Here is a 17,817-nt window from a genome sequence, read left to right as displayed (position 1 = left end):
TGGATCGATGGCATGCCTCTCGGCATAATCGGGTAACAGCGCAAAAGAATCGTCAAGGGAGCGCCGAGGAAAATCCATGCCAGCACTGTCCAAGATCACCAATATCGAACTGCTCGCCTGTGATGCCGGCTGGCGGAATTACCACTTTGTCAAGCTCACCACCGAGGACGGCGCGATCGGCTGGAGCGAATATGACGAGGGGTTCGGCTCGCCGGGAGTGAGCGCCGCGATCCAGCGTCTCTCGGCGCGTGTGGTCGGGCAAAATGTCTTTCAACACGAGCGAACCTATGCCGAGCTCTATGCGGCGACACGTCCAGCCGCCGGGGGCGTGGTGGCGCAGGCGCTTGGTGCCCTCGAAAACGCCATGCTCGACGCCAAGGCCAAGCTGCTTGGGGTCCCCTGCTACGAGCTGCTCGGCGGCAAGATCCGCGACCGGGTTCGCGTCTACTGGTCGCATTGCGCGACCTGGCGGATCAACCATCCCGCCTGGTACAAGCCGGCAATCGAAAGCCTCGACGGCGTCAAGGCGATCGGCCGCGAGGTCCGCGAGAAGAAATTCACCGCGCTCAAGACCAACATCTTCACCTATGACGGCGGCAAGCCCACCGGTTGGCGGCCCGGCTTCGGCTCGCCGTTCCAGCCTGAGCTCAATGTCGAGCGCAACGTGCTGCGCGACCTGCGCATGCATCTGGAAGCGATCCGCGACGGCGCGGGCCCGGATGTCGATCTCCTGCTCGACCTCAACTTCCACGCCAAGACCGAAGGGTTCTTGAAGATCCTGCGGGAGATCGCCGATCTCGACATGTTCTGGATCGAGATCGATACCTTCGATCCGGAGGCGCTTAGATATATCCGCGAGCAAAGCCCGCATCCGATATCGTCCTGCGAGACGCTGTTAAGCTTGCGCGAATTCCTGCCTTATTTCCGCGAACAGGCGATGGACGTCGCAATCATCGACACGCCATGGAACGGGGTCTGGCAATCGCTGAAGATCGCGGCATCAGCCGAAGCCCATGAGGTCAACGTCGCTCCACATAATTTCTACGGCCATCTCTGCTCCATGATGAACGCGCATTTCTGCGCGGCCGTGCCGAACTTGCGCATCATGGAGATCGACATCGACCGGCTCGCCTGGGACCACGAGCTTTTCAGCCACCTCCCCGAGATCGTCGACGGCCATCTCATCATTCCCGACCGACCGGGCTGGGGCACCGAACCCAATGAGGAGGCATTGCGCGCCCATCCGCCGAAGCAGGCCGGCGGCCTCTTGAACTACGGACGCAAGACGTAATCGCGCCGCCAGCGCAATCCAAGTCGACGAACGCTGCATGTGCGGCGTTCGCTGCTGCTCTGGCTAGAGCATTTCCGGTTCTGATTGAATCAGAACCGGAGCTCTAGATTCTTGTTTTGACGCGTTTTCTTCACGCGAACCGGTCCCCACTTCGCTCGAAAACACTCTAGTTAGGCCGCGATGACGCGATCGCCTGATTGTTGACCTGGCTGTCTGGCAGCTTGCTGACCTGCGTCCGGCTGCCGGTGTTCGTGAACGCCACGACGCCCGAGACCAGCAACAGGGCGCAGTAGAACACGATCATGCCGCCGATCCATCTTCGGTAGATGAGCCGGTCCTCGCTGGTCGCTGCACGAAAATAGCTTGGCGTCAGCCCGTTCGAGCAGTGCCCCGCGTCGTCGCCTTCACCGTACATCCGATCCTCCGCCTGTCGTTCGAGATGTGTACCGACGCAAGACGCTCAGGGAAAAACCTCAGCCGAAATCAGCGGGCGCCGTTCCGCGCGCCCCCGCGGCAAGATAGATTGCCAGCAACCTGATAATGGTCAGGACGGCGAAACCGGCGCTCTGGATTCTCAATGCGCAGAACAATGCGCTCCGATGCCATCGCCCGATGTGAAATTCACCACATCTGCTCAAACACGAAAATGCGAGCAGCCTAGATCGGCTGCCCGAACCTCCGGCAAAACGCTCGCCAGCGAAGCGATACCGTCAACAACCGCTTAGGCAGGCAGGATTTCTGACGTCAGGCCTGGCATCGCCGGTAAAATGATCTCGGTTCGGCATCTTGATCGCCGAAAGCGTCCTGGCATCGAGCGTCGCGTCGGCCGGCAGCAAGCCGTTGAGATTGAGAACGTAGGCCGAGACCGCGTAGACGTCGTCATTGGAGAGCGACTGCGGCGCGTTCTGCGGCATGGCGCGACGGATGTAGTCGAACAAGGTCGGCGCATAGGGCCAGTAGCTGCCGACGGTACGCACCGGGTTGGCCGTGGCCAAGGTGCCCTGGCCTCCGACAAGCTTGTCGCCGACCCCTCCCTGCCCCTTGTCGCCATGGCAGGCCACGCATTGCTGCTCGAACACCTCGCGCCCATGGGAGACCGTGCCGCTGCCGGGTGGCAGGCCTCTGCCGTCGCGCCCGATGTCGATATTCCAGCCGGCGATCTCGGCCGGCGTCGCCACCCGACCGATGCCGTAGGGCGGCGGCGTTTCGGCGCGTGCGAGACACGTCAGCAGCAACGTCGCAAGCGCGGTCGTCCAAACCTTACGCATTGGCTGCATTGGTCACCTCGCCACCTTCGGCAATATGCCAGGGCCAGATTGCATTGTTGTGGTAAAAATGATTGTCACCGCGCACGGCGAGCAGCTCGGCGAGCGTTGGCTGCACATAACCGGTCTCGTCGATGGCACGGCTTTGAATGGTCGTGGCCTCGCCGTTCCAGTGCCAGGGCAAACGAAAGCGCGTCAGCGCCCGCGTCAGGATCGGCTCCTGTAGCTGCGCTTCCTGCCAGCTCTTGCCACCATCGATCGAAACGTCGACTCGCCGGATCTTGCCGTGCCCGCTCCAGGCGAGGCCGCTGATCTCGTGAAAGCCCTTTGAGCCCAGCCGCTGGCCGCCGGAAGGCCGCGTGATGATGGATTTTGCTTCCATGTAGAACGTGAACTCGCGCGCCGAGCCGTCCGGCATGAGGTCGGTATATTTTGAGGTCTCCTCGCGCGAATACGCGGGCTCCGCCGTGACATGCAGGCGGCGCAGCCACTTCACGTTCATATTGCCTTCGAAGCCGGGCAGCAGCAGCCGCAGCGGATAGCCCTGCTGAGGGCGCAACCGCTCGCCGTTCTGGCTATAGACCAGCATGGCATCGTCGAGGCACTTCTCGATCGGAATGCTGCGCGTCAGCGCTGCCGCATCTGCCCCCTCGGCAACGATCCACTTGGCCTCCGGCTTCAATCCCGCTTCGGCAAGCACCAGCTTCAGGCTGACACCGGTCCATTCGGCGCAGCTCAACAGGCCGCAAAGATCGGAAGCGGTCTTGCCATAGGGCTTCTTGTAGACGGGATTGCCGGAGCATTCGAGGAAGTAGATATGCGACTCCGACGGAAAGCGTCTGATGTCTTCCATGGTGAAGATCAGGGGACGCTCGACGAGGCCGTGCAGCATCAACCGATGCTGCGCCGGATCAATGGTGGGAACGCCGCCATGGTGGCGCTCATAGAACAATCCGTTGGGCGTGATGATGCCGTCCAGATCCTGCAGCGGCGTACGTCCCGAGGCCGATATGTATTGCGGCAGGTTCTTCGGGATGTTCTTGACCACGCTCTTCTCGAACGGAGACGGCGCCCCGTAAAGCTGGCTACCCATGGGATCGCCGGGGGCTTTCATCCATTCGGGCACATTGGGCGGGAGATTGTCGATCTCGGCACGCGCCTCTGATATGCCTGCAAGACCGCCTGCGAGCGCGGCGCCGCCGACCGCAGCGCCGCTGCGCAGAAAATGACGACGCGATGTCACCGCGCGATCCTGATCGTTGTCGGCGTCAGTCAGCTCAGTCATGCTCGATTCTCCGTTCACACGAACGCATCAAATAGACGGATTGAGCGATTGGCAAATGGTCCGCAAATATTTCGAAGACGGGTGATTTTCGGCCGAAACCGTCCCAAATGAGGGCCTCACGGCAAGAGTTTCTTCCCCGAGCCTTCCGCGCAGCCGGCTCCTGGCAGCCGTGAGTTCGACAATAGCACATCCTGGTGCGGGCAGTACCGCCCCCTCAAAGTTCACGCCGGTGGTGGGAGCACTAATCTTCAAGTAATCTTCAACAAGAGAGAGAGGCCGTCCTGCTTGGCGGCCTCTTTTGCTGCGCACCATTTAAGGAACAGAAATAGCAGAATCCGACTTGGTCTTCCGGCCACACTCCGGAAAAGTTGGTCCGCTAGATTGCTTCAGATTTTGAAGCGATCCATCCACCGACCCTCCGCGCGGTCTCCTCCGTCGGAGCGTCCCCAGGGAGGAGCCAATGGTACAGACCGAAGTTCTGATCGTCGGCGCGGGACCAACCGGCCTCGTGCTTGCGTTGTGGCTTGCCAAGCTCGGCGTCAAAATCCGCATCATCGACAAGACCGCCGAGCCGGGCACCACCTCGCGCGCGCTCGCGGTGCAGGCGCGCACGCTCGAGCTCTATCGGCAGCTCGATCTCACCGAGGAGGTGATCGCGCGTGGGCACAGGGTCCCGGCCGTCAATCTCTGGGTCAAGGGCGAGGCGGCGGCACGGCTGGTGTTCGAGAATGTCGGCGCGGGCCTGACGCCCTACCCGTTCCTGCATATCTTTCCGCAAGACGAGCATGAGCGTCTGTTGATCAGGCGGCTTGAAGCGCTTGGCGTGGCAGTCGAACGGCGCACCGAGTTGCTCCACTTCGCCGAGCGCGACGGGCGCGTCATTGCCCGGATCCGCGGCAGCGACGGCCAAGATCAGGATTGCGAGGCACGCTACATCGCTGGCTGCGACGGTGCGCGTTCCCTGGTACGCGAGAGCCTTGCCACGGGATTTCCGGGCGGCACCTATCGGCAGCTCTTCTATGTGGCGGATGTCGAGGCCTCTGGCCCGGCAACCAATGGCGAATTGCATGTCGATCTCGATGAAGCGGATTTTCTCGGCGTCTTCCCGCTGGCGGGCCAGGGCCGTGCACGCCTGATCGGCACGGTGCGCGACGAGCGCGCTCAACATCCGGAGAGCCTGAAATTCGAGGATGTCAGCAGCCGCGCGATCCAACATCTGAAAGTTGAGATCGAGAAGGTGAACTGGTTCTCGACCTACCACGTCCATCACCGGGTCACGCAGCACTTCCGTCAGGGCCGCGCGTTCCTGGCCGGCGATGCCGCGCACATCCACAGCCCCGCCGGCGGTCAGGGAATGAATACCGGCATTGGCGATGCTATCAATCTGGCCTGGAAGCTTGCAGCCGTCGTCGGTGGACGCGCGCCGGACGCGCTGCTCGACAGCTATGAGAGCGAGCGCATCGGCTTCGCGCGGCGGCTGGTCGCGACCACCGATCGCGTCTTCAGTTTCGCGACCGCCGAGGGCCGTATCGCCGACGTCCTGCGCACGCGCGTCGCGCCCGTGCTGTTCCCCTTCGCCACCCATTTCGAAGCCGTCCGCGAATTCATGTTCCGGACCGTCTCGCAGGTCATGCTGAATTATCGCGACGGGCCGCTCAGTCGCGGCATCGCCGGACACGTGCATGGCGGAGACCGCCTGCCCTGGATCGCGTGCGACGGCGTCGATAATTTCAAGCCGCTCGCACGCATGGAATGGCAGGTGCACGTCTATGGCACGGCCGAGGACGAGCTTGCGGCCTGTTGCCGGGCGCACAACGTCCCGCTACACGTCTTTGCGTGGCGCGAGGAGCACCATACAGCAGGCCTCGCCCGCGACGCCCTCTATCTCATGAGGCCGGACAGCTATGTGGCACTGGCTGAAGCGCGCGGCTCACCTGCCCTGCTCGATCGCTATTTCGCCGATCATCACATCCAACCCGGATCAGTCGCGAACCGGAAGACGCAATAGCCTCACTCTCCCGGAACGATGGCATTGCTCGGCGTCGGGCGGTCCGTGATCTGTTGGCCGAACAGGCTGCCGATCAGCTCAACCGCAGTGCGTGCGGTCCGGCCGCGCTCGTCGAGGAAGGGGTTGAGCTCGACGATGTCGACCGAGCGGACCAGCCCGGAATCATGCAGGAGCTCCATGATCAGGTGCGCCTCGCGATAGGTCGCGCCGCCGGGCACCGTCGTGCCGACGCCGGGTGCCAGTTCGGGGTCAAGGAAATCGACATCGAAGCTGAGATGCAGCACGCCCTTTGCGGACCGCACCTTGTCGATCACGCGTCGGATCAGGACGCTGACGCCGAATTCGTCGATCGCGCGCATATCGGCGATGGAGACGCGGCGCGTTCGCAACAAATCTTTCTCCAATTTATCGATCGAGCGCGTGCCGAACAATTCGAGCCTGTCAGGATCGATCGGACTGCGAACTTCCTCACCCAACAGACCATCGAGGCCGCCTTCGCCGCACAGGAACGCGGCGGCCATGCCGTGCATATTGGCGGTCAGCGTGGTCGCAGGCGTGTTGTAGTCGGCATGCGCATCGAGCCACAGCACGAAAAGCGGGCGTTCCAGCTCCTGCCAGTGGCGTGCCATTGCGGTGACGGAGCCCATCGAGAGCGAATGATCGCCACCCAGGAAGATCGGGACCGCGCCTGTCTGGGCCACCTCGTAGCCCCGCCGGCTGAGCAGCCGCGTCCAGCGCTGGATTTCCCGGTAGTGCTTGGCATTTTGCGGCGGAACGTCTGCGAGATCGGTCATGCCGGCGACGGTGAGGTCGCCGTAATCGGTAACGTCGAAATCCATGCTTTCAAGCAATGTCGACAGGCCGGCTGTGCGAAGCGCCGCTGGCCCCATCAGTGTGCCGCGCTGGGAGGCTCCCATGTCGATGGGGGCGCCGAGCAGCGCAATGCGTCGCGTGGATTCCAGTTTGGCGGCGTGGGTCACTGCGCGTCCTTTTCGACCGAGCTTTCGAAATCAAGGCTCCGAAAAACATCCCAGCGTAGCAGCGATTCTGCCAGTCCGTGCGCTACCGGTTGCGCTCGGTCGGGGAGCCCAGATGATTCGCTGCGGCATATGGCTGACGCCAGGCCTCTAATGCGGTCACGACGACGGCCGCACGGCCTGTAGCGCCCGCTGCGGATCGGCTAAATCAATCTGGACCCAAAAAGCCGCCAGGCAGGATCCGGCCGGTCGCGGAACGCGTCGGGTGATAGCTGCTACGCGCCAAGGTTCCATCCGTCATCCTGTCGCCATAATAACTTGCCGAAATTTAATCCTCCGGCCGCCACCCTGGCATCGCCTGCCGGGCGTTCTATCACCATCTCTTGAGACAAAGTGATACGGCTGGAAACGATGAAGAGGGCTTTTGCTATCTTGGCTTGCCTTTGCCTGCTCGCCGGCGGCGAATATTTCGCCATCAGCAAGTGGGCGATCCGGCATGAAACCTTGAGCCTGTTCGATGCCGTCCGGCAGCGGCCGGTTTCCATCGATCTGGCGGTGCGCTGGGACTACGAAATGAAGGCCAATAACGGCCTGTGGAAGCTTCCGGTCGCCATTATCAGCAATGGTAACACTGTGAGGAACACCGAGTATTCGTTCCTGGCCAACGTCCTCGCCGCGCGCGGCTATCTCGTCGCCAGTATTCAGCAGGACCTCCCCAGCGATCCGCCGCTGGTGACGAAGGTCGGCATGCCCTATGTCGGCCGGCGCAACGTCTACATGCGTTGCGAAGCCAATATTCTGTTCGTCCTCGGCGAATTGCAGAAGCGGCAGCCGAACGCAGACTACGGCCATATCACGCTGGTCGGCCATTCCAACGGCGGCGACGTCTCGATGTATGTTGCCAAGCAGCATCCCGAGCTGGTGTCCAAGGTGATCACGCTCGATAATCTGCGAGTGCCCTTCGTACTCAGTGACCATTTGAAGATCCTCTCCTTTCGGTCCAAGGATCCGAATTTCCGTACCGACCAAGGTGTGCTGCCGGCTCCAGGGGCCGCCAATTCCGGCAATGTCGATATCGTCAATACCGGCGCGCTCCACACACAGTTGAGCGATCGCGGGCCCGACGCGCTGAAGGAGCGGATTCAGGCGACGCTCAACAAGTTCCTTGGCGATGCCGCCTCCAGCGATCTCAGCGCTGCGAACACGACCGAGCCGATGATCGCCAATCCGGGCGACTACTGAGCCTTCCTTGCCTGTTGAGACAGATCAAGGCGCGGCGGCGGTACGTGCCTCATGCTCGAAGCATGGAAAGCCGGGTTTTTCGGTAAGATGCCTGGCGACAGGGACAAGGAACAGTAGATGGCGCGCGCCGCTTCGGACCTGCAGGTCGCTTCGGTACCGATCAATGCTTCTTCGCCCCCCCGGATCTGTCGGCACGCCGTGCGGCTTCTGCAGTCGATCGCGGCGCGGATCGACCTGTCCAATTTTCCGCCGTCATGCTGCGGATGAACGGTTGGCGACCTTCCCGTTGAGCCGAAACGAGGCCGCAGATATTGCGACCTGTATCGGCTCCGCGCGGAAGTCCGCACGACGCGATGTATCTCGCCGCGTTGCGACGGCGCGTCGCGAGAACCGTTTCAGGATTTGGGCTTGCCGGCCGACATGATCTTGCCGGTGATCTCCCGCATATGCTCGCCGGCATTTGTGAATTGCGTTCTCAGAAAGTCCGACTGGATCCGCATCGCCTCCTGAAGATCGGTCGCATGCACAAGCTTGCGAGCGTGCTCGAAGGCAGCCTTCATGTTCTGCTCGGTGAGAGACAAGGCCTGCTTGGAAACCTCGGTACCCGGGCCCGGAATTGTCGTTATCGATTTGCTTGCCGCGTCGAAGAACATCCCGAACGCCCGCTCCGCCTGGTCGATGGTCTTCTCGGCCATGTCGCGCAATTCGGCCGGGACTTCCAGTTTTGATTCAGCCATTGTTGCTCTCCTCCATTGCGATGAGCAGCATGACGCCTTCGGCGGCCGGGTTGCAAGGTGAATCGGCGACCGGAAGGGTTCAGTTCAGCCTGACGGCTTCCAGCTCCCAGATCGGCGTCCCGGGCGGGCGGCGCATGATGTCGAGCGGCACAGTGCAGGCCGGTCCGGGCACCCGGACGCGAATACCAAAAATGCGAAGTCGGGTTGCGGCTTCCCGTCTCCCTTTCATCGCCCGGCGAAGCTTTTCGCAACACCCCAGCCATGGGGTTATGAGCTCCGCCCGCATCGCTTTTGCCCGAGCTGCGGTCACGCTTGCGGACAATCCGGAGCAGGCGAATGCTCGATGGCGAGGCGCTCGACCAATTCGACGATGTCGCGTCGTTGTCTGGGTGTGAGCTTAACAAAGGATCGCAGGAGACGCAGGCTCTCGACCGTTTCGACTGCCGGAACCGCGAGCCTGTCATGCATCTCCGCAATCGACCTGGGATTTCTCATCGCGAACCTCTGACAGAAAACAGTGACGGATTCTCCCAACAGGCATAGGGCATCGCCCAAAGATGATCTGGCCACCCAGGCCCTGACGATACCCGACAGCCCGATTAGCACTGCTGGATAAAGGCGGACGGAACTCCATTAGGTTGAAATTATGCCAAGGAACAACCAATCCAGCAAGCTAAACCGTTGCCCGGGAAGCCGCCACCGGGATGCTCGCGACCGTCGGAAATGCCCTCATCGGCCGGGCGATAAGCCCCACCCGGTGACCTACCTCACTGCTGAATCCTTTGTGAGCTGCGCAACCGCTTCCTGCACTGTCGACACGAACTGGGCGGGAAAGATGATGGTGGAGTTTTTCTCAACCGAGATCTCGGCCATGGTCTGCAGGGTTCGCAGCTGCAGCGCGACCGGGTGTTGCGCGATGATGTCGGCCGCTTCACCGAGCTTGACGGCCGCCTGATATTCGCCTTCCGCGGCGACGATCTTGGCGCGGCGCTCGCGCTCGGCTTCTGCCTCGCGCGCCATTGCCCGCTGCATGTTATCCGGCAGCATGATGTCCTTGATCTCGACCGCCGTCACCTGCGCGCCCCAAGGCTCGGTGTGCTGGTCGATGACGTTCTTGATCTGCTCGTTGATGCCCGCGGTATCCGAAAGCAACTGATCGAGGCTGAAGCGGCCGACCACGTTGCGCACCGTGGTCTGGCTGATCTGATTGATGGCGTTGTAGACGTTTTCGATGGCGATCACCGACTTTTCGGGATCGGTGACGTGATAATAGGCCACCGCCGCGATATCGATCGAGACGTTGTCACGGGTAATGATCTTCTGCGAGGGGATCTGCATCGTCACGATGCGCAAGGAGACCCGCACCATCTGCTGGATGGGAACGAAGATCATCATCAGTCCGGGCTTGCGCACCTCGGCAAACCGGCCGAGCAGGAACACGACGCCGCGCTCATATTGCTTGAGCACCCGCAGCGAAGCGAGAAGATAGAGCACGATGATGATAACGAAGATCCATCCCATGGCGTCCTCCCGGGTCGACGCGACGGCCGGTCGGCCGCGTGGCAATTTAGCGAACTGCGAAGCTTATCACCAGACACGTGGCAACAGGCGATAGCGCACGCTGCCCTGATACGCGACGTAGCCGGGTAGACTGCCGGCCAGGAAACGCTCCTCATCCAACAGCCGCCAAATCAGTGCCGGCAGCAGGACAACGACGACCAGCACGCCCCACCAGGAGCCGAGCGAAACCGGAATTCCGAGCAGCATGACGAGCGCCGTCGCATACATCGGATGGCGAACAATCGCGTAAGGCCCGGTCGATATCACGCGTTGATCGGCGGCAAGCTCGATGGTCGAGGAGGTAAAGCTGTTTTCCCGGAAGACACGGAAAATGCCGGCCCAGCCGAGCAGCACCAGCACGTTGCCGGCGATCGTCATGGCGGCCGGCATGTGAGACCAGCCAAAGCGGTGGTCAAGTCCAGGCAAGACCAGCAGCGCGATGAAGCCGACCGAGGCCACCGACATGATCACCCTCTGCGCCGGCTCTTTCTCGGCCCATGGACCGCCGCGCATTCGCCGCGCCAGCAGCGCCGGGTCGCGGCTCGCGAGATAGAGCGTGATCGCAATCGAGGCGGCGAAATAGCAGGCAAGGAACGCCCACGCCTGCCAATAATGCAGCGTCCCCGCCGCGCCAAACAGCAGGCCGGCCATCACAAGGATTAGGATTGCGAGGCCAATGAAGGCTCTCAGATTCAGCGAATGCATTGGGCCATTCTAACACGGGATACGAAGCGCCGAGCTCAGGCCGCCTGCCATTCCGTCATTGCTGCTTTTCCCAGAACGACAGCAGGCCCTGCGAGGCGGAACCGCCGATCACACAGGGAATGCCAACCTCGATCTGGCCGAGCGCAGCCGCCGACACACAGCCCAGCGCCACTGCGCCGACGCCGACCTGTCCCCAGAAATCGAGGTTGCGCCGCGCATCCGATCCCTTGGTCTTGAGCTCCTCGACGGCGGCCAGCGCATCCTTGCGAACAGCCGCGAGTTGTACGGTGTCGGCCGCTTCAATCACTTCGGCGAGTGGTGCCTTGATCGGAGCCGGCTGGTTCGGCAATTCGCTGCGCAGGAACTCGCGCAACTCGGAATCACGCACCGCATAGCTTGCTAGCGTGTAACGTGCCATGCTGCCGACGGTGAGCTTGTCGAGCGTGTCTCGGCTCTTCGACCACGGCAGCATCTGCATGACGCGCAGGATCGGCAGATGCGAGCCGGTCGCGAAATAATAGCCCCACAAGGTGTCCAGCAGATCCTGGTTGCCGGCATAGCTCAGCGTCGTGTCGAGCTTCTTTTCCTCTTTCTTGAACGGATTCTTGGTGAAGGCCGAGCGGATCTTGTCGAACGTGCCGGGTCTGGCCTGCTCGAGCGGAATTTCCCACAGCGTCGGCAGTTTGGACGAGAGATAGCCGTCGATCATCACACGACGTCCCGGCATCTTCGGCTCGATCCTGCGCAACAGGTTGCGCCAGTCCGGCAGTCCGGAATAGGCGATGGCGCGCACGATCACCCATTCGTCCTCGGGCGGCACCGGGAAGAAGCTGTTGACGAGTTGCTCGGCCTTGGCCGGGTTCGATCCGATCGCGCCGGCAATGAAGCCGAGGTAGATACCGGCATTCTCCGGCTCGCGAAAGGTCTGCGTGTGAAACAGCACGCGCACTGCTGCCGGCACATGCGCATAGTCCGGCTTGGCGCGGTAATTGTAGATCCATTGCTGAACCACGCCGAGCGAAGCGTGCGGATCGATATCGGGTGTGACGGCAGCCGATGCCGGCCAGCCGATGGCCATGATGCTGAGGCAGACGACAGAGGCTGCGAGGGCGACGTTACGCATATGATGCTCCCACGAGGCACTCGCGGCCATCTGTGGGGTTTAGGCCGCGAACCAATGCCTGGCGCTTGGCTAAGCGGCGTTTGAAGCAGCTATGCGAATGTTTCGGGGAAGGGGCGGATCGGCTTCACGTCGAAATTGTGGCGACGTTAATGTCCGTCGGCAATTTTCCTTGGGTGTGACATTCTTTTGCCCGGCGCGCGCACTTCGATCCTGCCGTCAAACCATCCGACAGGCGGAATGTGACGGACAAAGACAACCTTCCGGTCAAGGGGCGACCGAGGCCTATCGCGGCAGCGCTGCTAGCCCTGGCGTTCATGGCTATTCCGGCGGCGGCCTGGGCACAAAATAGCGCGCCCGCGCGCGAAACCGTCGCGGTTGAGGGCAATCGCCGCATCGACGCCGAGACAGTCCGCTCCTATTTCCATCCCAATTCCGAAGGGCGCTATGATGATGCCGCGCGCGATGCGGCGCTGAAGGCTCTGGTCGCGACCGGTCTGTTTGACGATGTGAAGATCACAGGTGCCGGCGATCACCTTGTCGTGAGCTTGAGAGAAGCCAAGGTAATCGATCGTGTCGCCTTCGAGGGCAACAGGAAGGTCAAGGACGAAAACCTGACCGCCGTCGTGCAGTCCAAGGCACGCGGCCCGCTCCAGCGCGCGACAGTGCAGGCCGATGTCGGGCGGATCGTGGACGCCTACCGTCATGTCGGGCGCGACGAAGTCGGCGTGGTGCCGGAGATCATCGATCGTGGCAACGACCGCGTCGATCTCGTCTACACCATCACCGAGGGCCCGAAAACCCCAGTGCGCCAGATCAATTTCGTCGGCAATCGTGCCTTCTCGAACCGCCAGCTCACTGCCGTGATCAAGACCTCGGCGGCCTCGCTGATCAGCCTCCTCACCGGCAGCGACACCTACGATCCCGACAAGGTCGACGATGACCGCGAACGGCTAGGCAGCTATTATCGCAACCACGGCTATGCCGACGCCAACGTCACCGCCGCCCGAGCCGAGTATGATCCGGCGACCAAGGGTTTTGCGCTGACCTTCACCATCGAAGAAGGGCCGCTCTATCACTTCGGCGACATCGGCATCACCTGCAACGTACCGGGCCTGGACGCTGAGAAGCTGCGCCGCCTGCTGACCACACGCAATGGCGCGCTGTTTGACGGCAGCACCCTCGACAAGAGCAGCGAGGCGCTGGCGGTGGAGCTGGCGAAGCTCGGCTATCCCTTCGCGCACGCGACGCCCCGCATCGTGAATCACACCGAAGCGGGCCGCATCGACGTGGCCTTCGTGATCGACGAGGGAGCCCGAGCCTATATCGAGCGCATCGAGATCCACGGCAATACGCGCACCCGCGACTATGTGATCCGGCGCGAGTTCGACATCGCCGAAGGCGATGCCTACAACAAGACGCTGCTCGACCGTGCCGAGCGGCGCCTGAAGAATTTGAACTATTTCAAATCGGTCAAGATCAACACAAAGCCCGGCTCCGCGTCCGATCGCGTGGTGCTCGATGTCGAGGTCGTCGACCAGTCGACCGGTGATTTCACCGTGTCCGGCGGCTACTCAAGCACCGATGGCTGGCTCGGCGAGGTCAAGATTGGCGACCGCAATTTCTACGGTACCGGCGATAGCGTCCAGGCCTCGATGACCTACGGACAGTATGCGCAAGGCGTCGAGCTGTCGGCAACCGATCCCGACCTGTTCGGCGACCATATCTCGGGCGGTCTTCAACTGTTCTACAGACAAACCGTTCCCAGCACCTACCAATCCTATGGCACCGACAGCTATGGCATGACGCTGTCTATGGGCACGCCGATCACCGAGCAGACCAATGTACTGTGGCGGTATTCGCTCTACGACCAGAACGTCACTTTACCGTCGAACGTCCCCGCCAACACGGTGTCGTTGCCGATCCAGCAAGCGGCCGCAGCCGGGCGGCAGTTGGTCTCGTCGGTCGGCGATACCGTCACCTACAATACGCTCGACAACAACAAGCTGCCGACCAGCGGCCTCAGATCGCAGCTGACCCAGGATCTCGCCGGTCTCGGCGGCGACGTTCGGTTCCTGCGCACGGCGGAAGATGTGCGCTATTACCAGTCGCTCGGCGGCGATCTCGTCGGCATGGTGCGGGCCCAGGGTGGCTACATCACGGGCTGGGGCGGGTCGCAGGTGCCGCTGATGAACAGCTTCTTCGGCGGCCCGAGCCTGGTGCGTGGCTTCGCAACCGACGGGTTCGGCCCGCGCGACCTCACGCCGGGCTCGACCATGGATAATGTCGGCGGCAGCATGTACTGGGCCACCACGGCCGAATTGCAGAGCGGCATACCCGGCGTGCCCGATGAGTACGGCCTGCGCAGCGCCGCTTTTGTCGATGCCGGCACGGTGTTCGGCTACAAGGGTCCAACCAGCTTCTCCGGCCAGACCGCACAGATTGCCAATACGACTGTCATCCGCTCCTCGGTCGGCGTCGGTCTGACCTGGGACTCGCCGTTCGGTCCGCTCACGGCAAGCTACGCCGTCCCGCTCAGCAAGGCGGCTTACGACGTCGTGCAGCCGTTCAACTTCACCGCCGGCCCGTCTTTCTGACGCGCGGCCGCACGCCGCAAGCCTCAGCCGAAAGTCTACCTCACGTTGGGCTTCCGCGCCGGAACCAGCGGAGCTCTCGCCGGTTTCTTTCTCTGTCCCCGAGGAGGTCTCGTCATGCGGCGATGGCAGCGCGAATCCGTCCTTGATCTCTACAACCTGCTGCTCGCGGCGTTGCTCTTCGTTGCCCCATGGCTGTTCAGGCTGACCAATGGACCCGGAAAGATGGATTTGTGGGCCACCGGCGCCGTGATCGCCGTGATCTCGCTGGCTGCAATGATCGCCTACAAGGATTGGGAAGAGTGGACCAATTTCCTGCTGGGCCTGTGGCTGATCGTGTCGCCCTGGCTGCTCGGCTTTGCCCACACCCGTGCAATGCATCTCAGCATCGGCGTCGGAATCGTCGTCGCGTTCCTCGCCGTTCTTGACCTGTGGCTGCACTACGATGCGGCGCATCTGGAGCCGCCTCGTCGGGATCGGGCGGACGCCTCTGCGGCATCGCATCAGCATTGAGGGCGCGGCGTGCCCTCAATCAAGAGGTCAGGCGTTGATGAAGCTCATGAGGTCGCCTCAGCCGGCGCTCGCGCGTGACGAACAGACGATGCGATGCGCCTTCGTCGAGCTCAACTGCGCGCTGGGGGTCAACACAGCGGTCGGGGTCATACCGGAAAGCGGCGCGACCGTGGCCTGTTCTTCTCCGTCACAAAGCCGTAGATCAGCGCCAGCCGGTCGAGGCATTCCTTGAAGCGCCGGGCGAAATAGTCGTTCCATCGCTGGCTCTCCAGCCCACGCCGTTGCCCCACCTGCTCCATGGTCATCCCCTGGATCAGGACATCGTGGACGATAGCCGAGCCATCGGCGCCGAGCTCACGCTCGCAATTGTTGAGCCTGAGCACCGCCTGGCGCTGGCCTTCGGTAATCGGCTCGCGCATCTGGGCGCCATCGACATATTCGCGGGTCGGGTCGACGGCCTTCGGCCCGCGCTCCGCCCGCTCCCAGTCATTCTGGAAGGCGCGCCCGGCCTGGTATTGCGCCTCGTCGATCTGGCGGTGCGAATGCAGCCGCCCCAGGGGATCGTTGCGGATCGAGCGCAGGGCGACGATCTTATCCCCGGGCTGCAGCGCAAAGGGATCGTCGACCTCGACGCGGGCGACCTCCGCATTGAGCGGCAGATCTTGCGCACGCCGGTCGTGCATTTTCGCCAGTCGGTATGATTTGTTACGCTTGGCTCTCGCCACGTTGCCTCCTTACAGCTCTGCAATGGATGGTTGATCGACGGCGTACCTCAGGCCGCCCGCACCAGCCGCAGCGCGACGGGTGCAACGTCGCGCTCCGCTTCCGTGCCGGGTCCGCGCGTCAGGTGAAAATGCGGTGCGCAATAGCTCGAGCCGGCAAGGCGCGGATGGCCGCAAAACGTAATCGGCTCGTTTTCCCTATCCCCGCCATAGGGATAGCGGCAGTCCGATGCATCGAGCTCGACCAGCGGCACAAGGCGCGGGCTGATGCCGACACAACGGAGCCTGACTGGCTCGGGACGCCCCGGGGGTGGGGCCGCCACCGGCCGCGCCACCTCCGCCCGATGATTTTCGCGCGATTTTGCGGCCAATTCGGCCCCGGTCCGAGGACGCGCTTTCGGTAGTCCCAGGGGACGCCTGGGCGCGGTGAGCTTCATGCGCTTGCTGCGGCTGATCGCTGCGTTGCGGCTATAGGCGGTTCCGAACCTCGCGTTGATCTCTCTGGCAATCTCCGCAAAGGACATGCCGAGGGCGAGATAGTCTTGCAGCGCCTTGCAATGCTCGGGCGCCCACTCACTTGCTTGCATTTTCTGTTTGGCCTCTCCTGTGCGCCGACCCGCTCAGGTAGAATCATGCGCAGACATATCTATTTCCGATATTTCGAACGAAAAGTCAAGCTTGTTTCTGATAATCGTAATTGATATGAAGGATGCGAGGCGTAGGGAGAGATTCGCATGCTGGACGTTGAAATGATCGAACGGGGTCTGAAGAAGACGGGCAAGAGCAAGGGAGGATTGGCGCGCGTGATGGGCGTGCGCGCCGGCGCCGTGTCAGAAATTCTCGGCGGCCAGCGCCTGATCAAGGCCGCCGAAGTCGCGGTGATCATGGAATATCTGGAACTGAACTACGTGCCCATCATGGGTCGGATCGGTGCCGGCGCCGTGATCGAGCCGGAATATGAGCAGGTCCCGCCCGAGGGGCTGGGCGAGGTCGAACTGCCGTTCCCGATCTCAGGAGAAACCATCGCCTTCGAGGTTTCAGGCGATTCCATGCTGCCGAAATACGAAAATGGCGACGTGATCGTGGTCTATCGCGAGCAGCGCCATCCACTGCCGAGCTTCTATGGTGAGGAGGCCGCCGTGCGCCTGAAGACCGGCGAGCGCTATCTGAAGACCATCGAGCGCGGCAAATCGCCCAGCATGGTGAACCTGACGAGTTTCAACGCCAAGACGATCACTGGGGTCAAGCTGGACTGGATCGGGGAAATCTGCGTCACCCTGCCGCGGGCCCAGATCGCGCGGATGCGCTCCCGCTCCGCGGCCCGTGAACGGAAGACAAAGGCCTCCGCGAAATAGCGGAAGACCGGTTCTCGCGAATCTCGACCCTTTTCGCGGGATTGGCGGGTAATTTGCCCTCGGGGACGAACAAGATATTTTCGATTATCAGAATTTACTTGACAAAATTCTGACTTTCGGAAACAATGGGTCCGTTGATTCAGCCAAGTCTCCGAAAGCCGCATGCAATATTTCGTCGTGATGATCGATTACGGCCGCCGTGGCCGCGAGGCCGTTGTCGACCCCGAGATCACCAGGCGCGAGGTCGTCTCGCGCGTGGCCTCCGGAGAGTACAAGAATATCAGCTTCATCCATGAAATCGCCGATCGCTCGGTCGAGGATGTGACAGAGCAGATTCTCTCGGAGGCCGCCCTGCCCGAGGTCGCCGACACGCAGGTAGATCTGCAGGCCGACCGTTTCGACCATGCGCGCGACCTGCGCAAGCACGAGGCGGTTTAGACCTG

General features: G+C 62.1%; 17 protein-coding genes. 7 read left to right on the top strand and 10 right to left on the bottom strand.

Annotated features, from left to right (window positions below):
- The first annotated feature begins 76 nt into the window (after window positions 1–76).
- The gene (locus tag A3AI_RS0105115) at window positions 77–1,291 is read left to right on the top strand and encodes a mandelate racemase/muconate lactonizing enzyme family protein (RefSeq protein ID WP_024514543.1); all 1,215 of its coding nucleotides are present in this window, start codon (window positions 77–79) and stop codon (window positions 1,289–1,291) included.
- A 166-nt stretch (window positions 1,292–1,457) separates the two neighbouring features.
- Here A3AI_RS0105115 and A3AI_RS0105110 read toward each other — a convergent pair whose 3' ends face one another.
- The 3 genes from A3AI_RS0105110 to soxC all read right to left on the bottom strand — a co-directional run bounded on the left by A3AI_RS0105110 (window position 1,458) and on the right by soxC (window position 3,841).
- Complete coding sequence (locus tag A3AI_RS0105110; RefSeq protein WP_024514542.1) at window positions 1,458–1,706, bottom strand: hypothetical protein; 249 nt, start codon at window positions 1,704–1,706, stop codon at window positions 1,458–1,460.
- Window positions 1,707–2,001: 295 nt separating this feature from the next.
- Window positions 2,002–2,559 carry a c-type cytochrome gene (locus A3AI_RS0105100; protein ID WP_024514541.1) on the bottom strand — a complete coding sequence of 186 codons (558 nt, stop codon included), beginning with the start codon at window positions 2,557–2,559 and terminating at the stop codon, window positions 2,002–2,004.
- The gene (gene soxC / locus A3AI_RS0105095) at window positions 2,552–3,841 is read right to left on the bottom strand and encodes a sulfite dehydrogenase (RefSeq protein WP_024514540.1); all 1,290 of its coding nucleotides are present in this window, start codon (window positions 3,839–3,841) and stop codon (window positions 2,552–2,554) included. Before soxC ends, A3AI_RS0105100 begins: the two co-directional genes overlap by 8 nt.
- 460 nt (window positions 3,842–4,301) lie before the next feature.
- On the opposite strand from soxC, the gene A3AI_RS0105090 reads away from it, so the two are divergent.
- Window positions 4,302–5,849 carry an FAD-dependent monooxygenase gene (locus A3AI_RS0105090; RefSeq protein WP_024514539.1) on the top strand — a complete coding sequence of 516 codons (1,548 nt, stop codon included), beginning with the start codon at window positions 4,302–4,304 and terminating at the stop codon, window positions 5,847–5,849.
- A gap of 2 nt (window positions 5,850–5,851) precedes the next feature.
- Here A3AI_RS0105090 and rocF read toward each other — a convergent pair whose 3' ends face one another.
- Entirely contained in the window at window positions 5,852–6,829 is a 978-nt protein-coding gene (gene rocF / locus A3AI_RS0105085) for an arginase (protein WP_024514538.1), read from the bottom strand.
- A gap of 408 nt (window positions 6,830–7,237) precedes the next feature.
- Between rocF and A3AI_RS0105080 the strand changes: the two genes are divergently transcribed.
- Window positions 7,238–8,068, top strand: a complete 831-nt coding sequence (locus A3AI_RS0105080) for an alpha/beta hydrolase (RefSeq protein ID WP_024514537.1) — start codon at window positions 7,238–7,240, stop codon at window positions 8,066–8,068.
- Window positions 8,069–8,463: 395 nt separating this feature from the next.
- Here the strand turns inward: A3AI_RS0105080 and A3AI_RS0105075 are convergent, their stop codons facing one another.
- The 4 genes from A3AI_RS0105075 to A3AI_RS0105055 form a co-directional block, all read right to left on the bottom strand.
- Window positions 8,464–8,805: a phasin gene (locus A3AI_RS0105075; RefSeq protein ID WP_024514536.1), complete on the bottom strand. Its 342-nt coding sequence runs from the start codon at window positions 8,803–8,805 to the stop codon at window positions 8,464–8,466.
- A gap of 762 nt (window positions 8,806–9,567) precedes the next feature.
- Window positions 9,568–10,326, bottom strand: a complete 759-nt coding sequence (locus tag A3AI_RS0105065; protein ID WP_024514534.1) for an SPFH domain-containing protein — start codon at window positions 10,324–10,326, stop codon at window positions 9,568–9,570.
- A 66-nt stretch (window positions 10,327–10,392) separates the two neighbouring features.
- Window positions 10,393–11,070 carry a methyltransferase family protein gene (locus A3AI_RS0105060; protein ID WP_024514533.1) on the bottom strand — a complete coding sequence of 226 codons (678 nt, stop codon included), beginning with the start codon at window positions 11,068–11,070 and terminating at the stop codon, window positions 10,393–10,395.
- A gap of 55 nt (window positions 11,071–11,125) precedes the next feature.
- Window positions 11,126–12,193, bottom strand: a complete 1,068-nt coding sequence (locus tag A3AI_RS0105055; RefSeq protein ID WP_024514532.1) for a hypothetical protein — start codon at window positions 12,191–12,193, stop codon at window positions 11,126–11,128.
- A gap of 239 nt (window positions 12,194–12,432) precedes the next feature.
- Between A3AI_RS0105055 and bamA the strand changes: the two genes are divergently transcribed.
- A complete protein-coding gene (bamA, locus tag A3AI_RS0105050; protein ID WP_502685729.1) occupies window positions 12,433–14,787 on the top strand; it encodes an outer membrane protein assembly factor BamA in 2,355 nt (784 codons plus the stop codon).
- 114 nt (window positions 14,788–14,901) lie between these two features.
- Complete coding sequence (locus A3AI_RS0105045) at window positions 14,902–15,297, top strand: SPW repeat protein (protein WP_024514530.1); 396 nt, start codon at window positions 14,902–14,904, stop codon at window positions 15,295–15,297.
- Between the two features lie 146 nt (window positions 15,298–15,443).
- Here the strand turns inward: A3AI_RS0105045 and A3AI_RS0105040 are convergent, their stop codons facing one another.
- Window positions 15,444–16,022, bottom strand: a complete 579-nt coding sequence (locus A3AI_RS0105040) for a DUF6456 domain-containing protein (RefSeq protein WP_024514529.1) — start codon at window positions 16,020–16,022, stop codon at window positions 15,444–15,446.
- 47 nt (window positions 16,023–16,069) lie between these two features.
- Window positions 16,070–16,606 (bottom strand): GcrA family cell cycle regulator, encoded by a 537-nt coding sequence (locus A3AI_RS0105035; protein WP_024514528.1) that lies wholly within the window; start codon window positions 16,604–16,606, stop codon window positions 16,070–16,072.
- Window positions 16,607–16,753: 147 nt separating this feature from the next.
- On the opposite strand from A3AI_RS0105035, the gene A3AI_RS0105030 reads away from it, so the two are divergent.
- The gene (locus A3AI_RS0105030; protein ID WP_024514527.1) at window positions 16,754–17,374 is read left to right on the top strand and encodes a S24 family peptidase; all 621 of its coding nucleotides are present in this window, start codon (window positions 16,754–16,756) and stop codon (window positions 17,372–17,374) included.
- A 162-nt stretch (window positions 17,375–17,536) separates the two neighbouring features.
- Complete coding sequence (locus A3AI_RS0105025) at window positions 17,537–17,812, top strand: hypothetical protein (RefSeq protein ID WP_024514526.1); 276 nt, start codon at window positions 17,537–17,539, stop codon at window positions 17,810–17,812.
- Window positions 17,813–17,817: the final 5 nt, after the last annotated feature.

The sequence above is a fragment of the Bradyrhizobium sp. Tv2a-2 genome (assembly GCF_000472425.1).
Classification (GTDB): domain Bacteria; phylum Pseudomonadota; class Alphaproteobacteria; order Rhizobiales; family Xanthobacteraceae; genus Bradyrhizobium.
Note: the sequence above shows the minus strand (reverse complement) of the source record. Positions and strands in the feature narration are given on the sequence as shown.

Bases quoted from the DNA above. Each gene is read 5' to 3' on its own strand.
- A3AI_RS0105030 (WP_024514527.1), top strand. From the start codon at position 16,754: ATGCTGGACGTTGAAATGATCGAACGGGGTCTGAAGAAGACGGGCAAG.
- A3AI_RS0105045 (WP_024514530.1), top strand. From the start codon at position 14,902: ATGCGGCGATGGCAGCGCGAATCCGTCCTTGATCTCTACAACCTGCTG.
- A3AI_RS0105055 (WP_024514532.1), bottom strand. From the start codon at position 12,193: ATGCGTAACGTCGCCCTCGCAGCCTCTGTCGTCTGCCTCAGCATCATG.
- A3AI_RS0105110 (WP_024514542.1), bottom strand. From the start codon at position 1,706: ATGTACGGTGAAGGCGACGACGCGGGGCACTGCTCGAACGGGCTGACG.
- A3AI_RS0105090 (WP_024514539.1), top strand. From the start codon at position 4,302: ATGGTACAGACCGAAGTTCTGATCGTCGGCGCGGGACCAACCGGCCTC.
- A3AI_RS0105080 (WP_024514537.1), top strand. From the start codon at position 7,238: ATGAAGAGGGCTTTTGCTATCTTGGCTTGCCTTTGCCTGCTCGCCGGC.
- A3AI_RS0105035 (WP_024514528.1), bottom strand. From the start codon at position 16,606: ATGCAAGCAAGTGAGTGGGCGCCCGAGCATTGCAAGGCGCTGCAAGAC.
- soxC (WP_024514540.1), bottom strand. From the start codon at position 3,841: ATGACTGAGCTGACTGACGCCGACAACGATCAGGATCGCGCGGTGACA.
- A3AI_RS0105115 (WP_024514543.1), top strand. From the start codon at position 77: ATGCCAGCACTGTCCAAGATCACCAATATCGAACTGCTCGCCTGTGAT.
- A3AI_RS0105025 (WP_024514526.1), top strand. From the start codon at position 17,537: ATGCAATATTTCGTCGTGATGATCGATTACGGCCGCCGTGGCCGCGAG.
- A3AI_RS0105060 (WP_024514533.1), bottom strand. From the start codon at position 11,070: ATGCATTCGCTGAATCTGAGAGCCTTCATTGGCCTCGCAATCCTAATC.
- A3AI_RS0105065 (WP_024514534.1), bottom strand. From the start codon at position 10,326: ATGGGATGGATCTTCGTTATCATCATCGTGCTCTATCTTCTCGCTTCG.
- A3AI_RS0105075 (WP_024514536.1), bottom strand. From the start codon at position 8,805: ATGGCTGAATCAAAACTGGAAGTCCCGGCCGAATTGCGCGACATGGCC.
- A3AI_RS0105100 (WP_024514541.1), bottom strand. From the start codon at position 2,559: ATGCGTAAGGTTTGGACGACCGCGCTTGCGACGTTGCTGCTGACGTGT.